Annotated in this window: 5 protein-coding genes; 1 reads left to right on the forward strand and 4 read right to left on the reverse strand. The window is 65.0% G+C overall.

Going from position 1 to position 7,195, the window contains the following annotated elements:
* Window positions 1-191 precede the first annotated feature (191 nt).
* Window positions 192-419 (forward strand): hypothetical protein, encoded by a 228-nt coding sequence (locus BRAO375_RS10340; protein WP_009027412.1) that lies wholly within the window; start codon window positions 192-194, stop codon window positions 417-419.
* Between the two features lie 3 nt (window positions 420-422).
* Here the strand turns inward: BRAO375_RS10340 and BRAO375_RS10345 are convergent, their stop codons facing one another.
* From BRAO375_RS10345 to BRAO375_RS10360, 4 genes are all read right to left on the reverse strand, one after another.
* Entirely contained in the window at window positions 423-1,007 is a 585-nt protein-coding gene (locus tag BRAO375_RS10345; protein WP_244423158.1) for a hypothetical protein, read from the reverse strand.
* On the reverse strand, window positions 913-1,263 hold the full coding sequence (locus tag BRAO375_RS10350; RefSeq protein ID WP_009027414.1) for a hypothetical protein: 351 nt from the start codon (window positions 1,261-1,263) through the stop codon (window positions 913-915). Before BRAO375_RS10350 ends, BRAO375_RS10345 begins: the two co-directional genes overlap by 95 nt.
* Before the next feature lie 301 nt (window positions 1,264-1,564).
* Entirely contained in the window at window positions 1,565-2,158 is a 594-nt protein-coding gene (locus BRAO375_RS10355) for a formyltransferase family protein (protein ID WP_009027415.1), read from the reverse strand.
* Window positions 2,159-2,790: 632 nt separating this feature from the next.
* Window positions 2,791-7,020: a sulfotransferase gene (locus BRAO375_RS10360; RefSeq protein ID WP_009027417.1), complete on the reverse strand. Its 4,230-nt coding sequence runs from the start codon at window positions 7,018-7,020 to the stop codon at window positions 2,791-2,793.
* Between the last annotated feature and the right edge of the window lie 175 nt (window positions 7,021-7,195).

A 7,195-nucleotide genomic window follows, 5' to 3' on the forward strand; every position in this document is an offset into this window, starting at 1 on the left:
TCAACAGGAGAGGCGAGGCGGGCGGGAGCGGCTGTATCACCTCGCGTGCACGGCATTGCAAATGAAATCAACGGTGCGGTGCATCAACGCCGGGCACGGAACAGCAGCCGCGCGGCCGAGAAAATCGTGGAGTGTGGCGGCGTTTCGTCCTAAAGCGACCGCCGCGAAACAGCCAAGGGCAGCTTTGACACATGACCGACCGTGCCGCCTCAGCCGACTTCCTGACCGCCTTTGCCACGGGCTGGCCGGAGCGCGAGCCCCACCTCATGGTGCTGTCGCTGACCACGCAAAAGGGCGTGCAGGATTTTGCCATGACCCGCGAGCAGGCGCTCTTGATTGCCAAGACCATCAAGCGCACCGCGGCGCAGCTGGCCCCGGCGCCGGCGGGAACTGCGGGGCCGGAAATCAAGCGCGCCTGAGCGTCACCGCGACAACGCGATGTTCGCCGCGCGGAACTGGCTGTCGGCGCGGATCGACACCGACTGCTTGTTGCCGCGGGTGGCTAGCGCGATGTTGGCATTGAAGCCGGCGGTGGTCGCGACCAGCTGGAAGTTGCCCCCGCCGCCGCGTCCCTGCAGCACGCCGCTGACGCCGCGGCTGGTCTCGGTCCAGCTGCCAGAGATCGTCGAGCCCTCGGCAAGCACGTCGGCCTGCAGGCCGAACTTGTAGGCGTCGCTGGCGCAGGTGAGGACCAAACTCATGCGCGGCCCGGTGACGCCGTAGGTCGCGCGGCAGCGGATGCGCTCCGTCGACCCGTCCTCGAGCGCTACGGTACCGCTGCCGTGCCATGCTCCCGCCAAGCCGGTAAAGGCGCCAGGATCGGCGCGTCCCGGCGAGGCCGAAAGCAGCGTCGAGATCAAAACGGCGGCTACCGAGAGCCGCCGTTGGGAGGAATTGAGTGGGTGTCGCCCGTTACAGGCGCGACGCCTGCCAGCGCCCGCTGCAGGGAATCCCTGCCGATGCGCCGTTCCATTTTCCAGAGCCGGAATTGCCGCTGAGCTGACCATTCGCGTATGCGCCATTGATTGAGACCTTGACCAGGCCTTCGCGCCCAATTGACCCCGATACGTTGGCGCCGGCCGCAGAAATCTTACCGTCTGCAACCGTCAGGGTCGAGCTGGCCGTGGGCTCGCAGCTGCCGCTGCTGGTGACAATCGTCACCTGCCACTGGCCGTCATAGGGCGACTGGGCGAATGCGGGGGCGGCCGAGCTACCCACCAGGATCGACGCGGCGAAAGCCATTCCAATGCGGTCGAGACGCATGAATCTTGTCCCTCAATATCGTTGATGAAGTCAGCTTATTTGGAGGAATTGTGACGAAAATTTGCCGCGCCGCCGCAACTAAAGATTATCAAGCAGTTTCAACCCATTAAGGATTAATGCGGAACCCGCTTTCGAGCCATTCGGGCGGCAATGTGGGCAAACTGCGCCTTCGCGCACAACATGAGCAGACGCCTGCCACAGCCCTGCGTTGACAGCACGTTCGTTCGCCTCGGCCGCCCCGAGCGGTCTCCTGCCGGAGCCGACTCGCAAGCGCCCACCCTCAAGCGCCCGTGCCGGCGGCTCAGTGCGGCGTCAGGCTCGGCGCCTTGGTGGCGAACTGCTCGTCCTGCGGCTTGGCGGGAATCGTGCCGGTTGCCTTGGCTGATTCGACGACGTCGCCGAGCAGCTTGAGGCCGAGCGGCGCCAGCGCACGCTCCCACAACTCGCGGGCCGTCTCGCCCTTCTTGACGAAGCACCAGTCCTGCGCGGCGATGGCGCCGGCGTCCATCCGCTCGGCAAGATGATAGATGGTGCCGCCCGCGACCGGGTCGCCTTCCTTGATGGTCCATTCCACGGCCGCGATGCCACGATGCCGCGGCAGCAGTGAGGGGTGGTAGCCGATGCCGCCGAGCTTGGCGGCCGCGACGGCCTCCTGCGTCACGCGGGCGTGGCTGTGCGCCGTCACGATCAGGTCCGTGCCGGGGGCGATCTCGCTGGCCGGCACCACTTTGGGATCGGCCTGGACCACGACCTCGATGCCGGCCGCGCGTGCCGCGGCGGCCAGCCGGTCCTCGCCGTCATGCACGACCACGCGGGCGATCTCGATGCCTCTCTCGCGCAGCATGTTCAGCGTGGCGACACCGAAATGGCGGGAGCCGACAAGGGTGATGCGCATGGTCCGGGATCTTCCATGGTTGGGGCGGGACGAGCACCGGTCGGGTGGTGCGCCGGGCTGTTGGGGTCAAACCAAGCCTTTGCGTCCAGGTCAAGCGCCTGCTGCAGCTTCACCACAATCGCGCTTCGCGGGTCCAGCCACCGCGGGCGCTCTCGCGAGGGCGCAGGCGGGCCGATGCTTCCGGCGCCGCCGCCCGAAAGGGCCGTTCCGGCGTCGCGGGAAGCGCCTCGGGGGTTCACGACCACCGCTGCGCAGCTGCCGGGTCATCGCTCGGATCGGCCTGCGCGGGAGAGCCGCCTCTTTGCTGCAGTCGTCTGCTTGTCGAACGCCGCAGAACTAACGAGCTGAACTACCAGGCAGCTAATGAGAACCGCAGGCTCCACTTTCGAGCCTAGCGGTCGCTCTGCGAACGTATTTCCCGCAGGAAAATCCTGTGCAGGCGCGAATCAACCTTTGATTGTGTAATTAGTCGCGCGCGTGCGTCAGAAAACTGACGCCGTGGCATATGACGATGATAGTTTCTTAAAGCCCCTCGCGCACACTGTACGTGCCGCTCCGCCGCGCGGCCGGATAGCCGGGTGCCGCGCCTGTCACCGATCCCTGGGCAACAGCACCCGGTTATTTGCCGGCGGTCAGGTCGCTTCCGCCGGCGGTGGCGGAGTCTCGATGCCGAGCGCATTGCACAGCGGTCCGAGATGCTTCTCGTAGCGCCGCCAGCTTCCGATCGCGCGTCGGTAGATCGGCTCGCGCACCTGCATCAGGCTCGCGGTGCGTACCGTGCGCTCGGTGCGGTGGAAGTCGAGGCAGGCATCCTCCCAGTCCAGGCCGCAATGATCGAGTACCCGGCGCGCGACGCCTTCGAGGTCGTCGACCATGTCCTCGTACTGGACGTCGATCAGGACGCCGGGCGGCAGCACCTTGTGCCAATGTTCCATGACGCCCTCATAGCCCCGATAGTAGTGGCCGAGCTCGGTGAGGTCGTAGGCGAACGGCTGGGCTCCGGTGAACAACAGCTGATAGCAGGAAATGCAATTGTCCAGCGGGTCACGCCGGGTGTTGATGATCCTGGCGCGCGGGAACGCAGCGTGGATCAGCCCGACGAACAGGAAGTTCAGCGGCATCTTGTCGACGATGCGCTCGGCCTCCGGGGCCAGGATCCGCACGCGGGCAGTATATTCCTGCCCGAGCTTCGTCATTTCCTCGGGCGGCAGCAGCGTGATCAGATCCGGGTAGTTTGGAACAACCTTCTGCCGGCTGGCGCATTCGCCGACCAGATCCTTGAATGTCTCGAGCTCGCCCGCACCGAACACCTTTGAGTGGCTCGCCAGCACCTGCTCCATCAGGGTCGTCCCGGAGCGTGGCATGCCAACGATGAAGATGGGAGCCCAGGACTCGTCGCCATGTCCCGCGACCGAGCGGAAGAACTCGGGCGTGAAGCGGGACGCGACGTTCTGCATCATGGCGAGCCGCTGGGGAGAGTCGTAGTCAAAGGTCTGGCGCTTGAGCGCGTTGGCCCTTTGCAGATGCGAAAAGGCCGTGTCGTAGTCCTTCAGATCGGACAGCGCCTTGCCAAACGCGAAATGGGCCGCGATCTGCTTCTCCTGGTCGAGCTGATCGACGCGCGCGATCAGACTCTTCAGGCCGGGCAACCGGCTGTCGTCCGGCTTGAACTTCGACATGTTCGCGAGGTTAAGGTGGATCGACGCGTCATCCGGCGCGAGCTCCAGGGCCTTCTGGAATGCGGCCGTCGCCTCCTCGAACCGGCCGAGCGCCTGATAGGCGACGCCGAGGTTGTTATAGGAGCCGAAACGCTCCGGCTTGATCTTGATGGCCAGAAGGTTCTGCTCGATCGACTCCTCGAGCCGGTTGAGCTCCAGGAACGCGTTGCCGAGATTGCCGTAGGCGTCGCCATAGTCGGGGCGGCCCGCAATCGCCCGCTTGTAGTGCTCGATGGCGCGCTCGCGATGGCCCTGGCGCAGCAGCACGTTGGCGATGTTGTTGTGGGTCTCGGCGTGCTCCGGACTGAAGTCGAGGACCTTGAGGTAGTGCCGCGCCGCCTCCACGTCCTTTCCTGTCGTGTACAGCAGGTTGCCGAGCGCGAAATGGGCATCGAGATGCTGCGGCTTGTTGTCGATCGCTCGCCGCAGCAGCACCATCGCCTCGTCGATCAGTCCCTGATTCTGCCGGACCATCGCAAAGCCGTAGAGAATGCCGGGATGGCTCGGCGACAGCGAGAGTGCGGTCTCGTAGTGCTTAACCGCGGCGTCGTACCGGCCCGCGGAGCCTTCGACGGCGCCGATGCTGCCATGGGCCTCGGCGGATTTGTCGTTCACCGCCACCGCGCGCTGGAAATAGTCCTTGGCCTCGTCGAGACGGTTGAAGGTGGTCGAGATCATGCCGAGGCCGACGAGGGCATCGAAATTGGTCGGCTGGCCGGCCAGGATCAGCTTGAAGATCTGCTCGGCATCATTGATTTCGCCGCGGCTCTGCAGCTTCTTGGCGACGGCGACGACGCCATCCGCCAGCGTCTGCAGCGACGCAAGCCGCGTGGCATCGAACGGGCGCGAGTCGGTCGTCGGCGTGACCACCGGCGGCGCGACGTTGCCCGGCTGAGGCTGAGCCATGCCGGCGATAGCCTCGGCAATCGTCGGTCTGATGGCTTCGGTGCCGAGCGCGTCGAGCAGGGGCTTCAGGCGGTCGCCATACATCCTCCAGCGGCCGACCGATCCGCTGAACAGTGGCTTGCGCACCTGCACGAGGCTTGCAGTGTTCACCGGACGCTCGTTCTCGTGGAAGGACAAGCAGGCATCGTCCCAGTCGAGCCCGCAATGGGCGACGATCTTGCGGGCGTGCGGCTCGAACTCGCGCACCATGTCCTCGTAGGACACTTCCAGCATGACGCCCTGCGGCAGGACAGCGCGCCAATGGCTCATCAGCGCGTCATAAGCTCTGAAGTAGCGGCCCAGCTCGGCGAGGTCGTAGGCGAAGGGCTGCGGCTCGGCAAACAGCTGCGTGTAGCAGGACAGGCACGTGTCGATCGGATTGCGCCTGACGTGAATGATCCTGGCATTCGGCAGTGCGAGATGGATGAGGCCCGCGAACAGGAAGTTCGACGGCATCTTGTCGACGATGCGCTCGGCATTCGCCGGCAGATCTGTGAAACGCTGAAGATAAGCTTTGGCCAGGCTGGTGATATCGGCGTCGGACAGCTTGGCGAGCATCTCTGGGAAGTCGCCGCGGGCGCGATCGGTGAACAGCGCCACAGCCGCGGCAAAATAGTTGACCTCTCCGGCGCCATGCACGGCGGGATGGCTGGCGAGTATCTGCTCGACGAGGCTGGTGCCGGACCGCGGCATGCCGATGATGAAGACGGGAGCCCGTGACGCGTCGCCATGACCGGCGCGCGCCTGCAGCACCTCCTTGGAGAACACCGCGCGAATGCGCTCGATCTGGCGCAGCGACTGATTTTCATCGTAGTTGATGCGGCGGCGCTCGAGGCCGTTGCCGGCATTGAGATGGACCAGCGACCGCTCGCCGTCCTTGATGTCGGCATAGGCGCGTCCGAGCGTGAAGTGCAGCGCGATCCGCGCGTCCTCGCTCAGCGTCTCCGAGCTCGCAGCCAGCTCCAGCAGCGGAGCCCATCGCTGGTCGTCGATCGTGAACGGCTTGACGATGCCGTAATTGAGGTGAGTGCCAATGCTGCGCGGGTTGACCGCGAGCGCCGCTTCATAAGTGCGCCTCGCCTCGTCGAGTCGGCCCACGATCGTCAAGACGATCGCGAGATGGTTCATGGTCGTCGTATCGCGGGGATCGTGCTCGAGAGCCGCTTGATATCCGGTGATCGCCTCGTCATAGCGCTGCACGTTTCGCAGCGAGTCGGCGCGATTGCGATGTGCGACGGCGTAGTCTGGTCGCAGCCGCAGCGCCTCGTGATAATGGGACAAGGCCTCTTCATGCCTGCCTGACGACTCCAGCGCATTGCCGAAATTGTTGTGCGCTTCGGGGAAATCCGGCCGCAGGGTGACAGCACGCTCGTAGTGGAAAAGCGCCCCTGGCCAGCTCTTCATGTCGAGGTGAATATTGCCGAGGTTGTAGTGCGCCTCGGCGAGACGTGGGTTCATCTCGAGCGCCCGCTGCAAAGTACGAATGGCGGCATCCAGTTCGCCGATCGCTTGATGACAGCCGCCGAGATTGAGCAGGACCATAGGCATCTTGGGCTCGATGGCCAACGCCCGGACATAATGCGCGATGGCTTCCGAATGCCTGCCGAGCTGCCGGCAGACATCGCCGAGACTGCCGGCAGCCGCCGCAAACTGCGGCCTTGCCGCAAGGGCGGCCTCGTGATGCGACATCGCCCGCTCGAACTGGCCGAGCCGCTGCAGGGCGAGGCCAAGCGCCTGATGCAGGTCAGGGTTGGTGTCATCGATGGCAAGTGCCAGTTCGAGGTGCTGGACGGCCGCCGCGGGGTCTCCGAGGCCGTAGAGCGCGCCACCGAGCAGCAGGCGGGGCTCGATCGAGGCGTCATCGAGTGCGGCGGCGCGCGCGAAATGCGTCGTCGCCTTGGCGAGGTCGCCCAGAGCTGCGAACGCCTTTCCAACGGTCAAATGCAGGTCTGCCGAGTCGCCCGCCGCCTCCGCGGCCCGGTCCAGTAACGTACGCGCCTCGTAAGCGTCGCCGAGTTGCAGACGGACAGTCGCAAGGCTGCACAGGGTCCGGAAATGCCCGGGGTGAAGAGCAAGCACCTTGCGATAGGCGTCCTCGGCAATCTGCAGAGCGCGACCGTCGATCGGGGAGAGGGGGGGCGTGGAGTTGGTCGATGGGGAGACGAGTCGGGGACGGAACGCGAGTGCTGGCTCGTTCATGATCGCAACTTACTGATTGTTCGATAAAGGCAGTTGTCGTGGTGGAATGAAGCTAAACGGAGGCTCGGCGGCTGCCGATGCCCGATAGATGGTTTGGAATCCTTCGAGCCAAGCTGCCCACGGGAGCTAACGCTAAAACGCAACGAAGCCGGCACAGACCATAGGTCTGCGCCGG

Source organism: Bradyrhizobium sp. ORS 375 (assembly GCF_000239775.1).
In the GTDB taxonomy this organism is placed as follows: Bacteria; Pseudomonadota; Alphaproteobacteria; order Rhizobiales; family Xanthobacteraceae; genus Bradyrhizobium.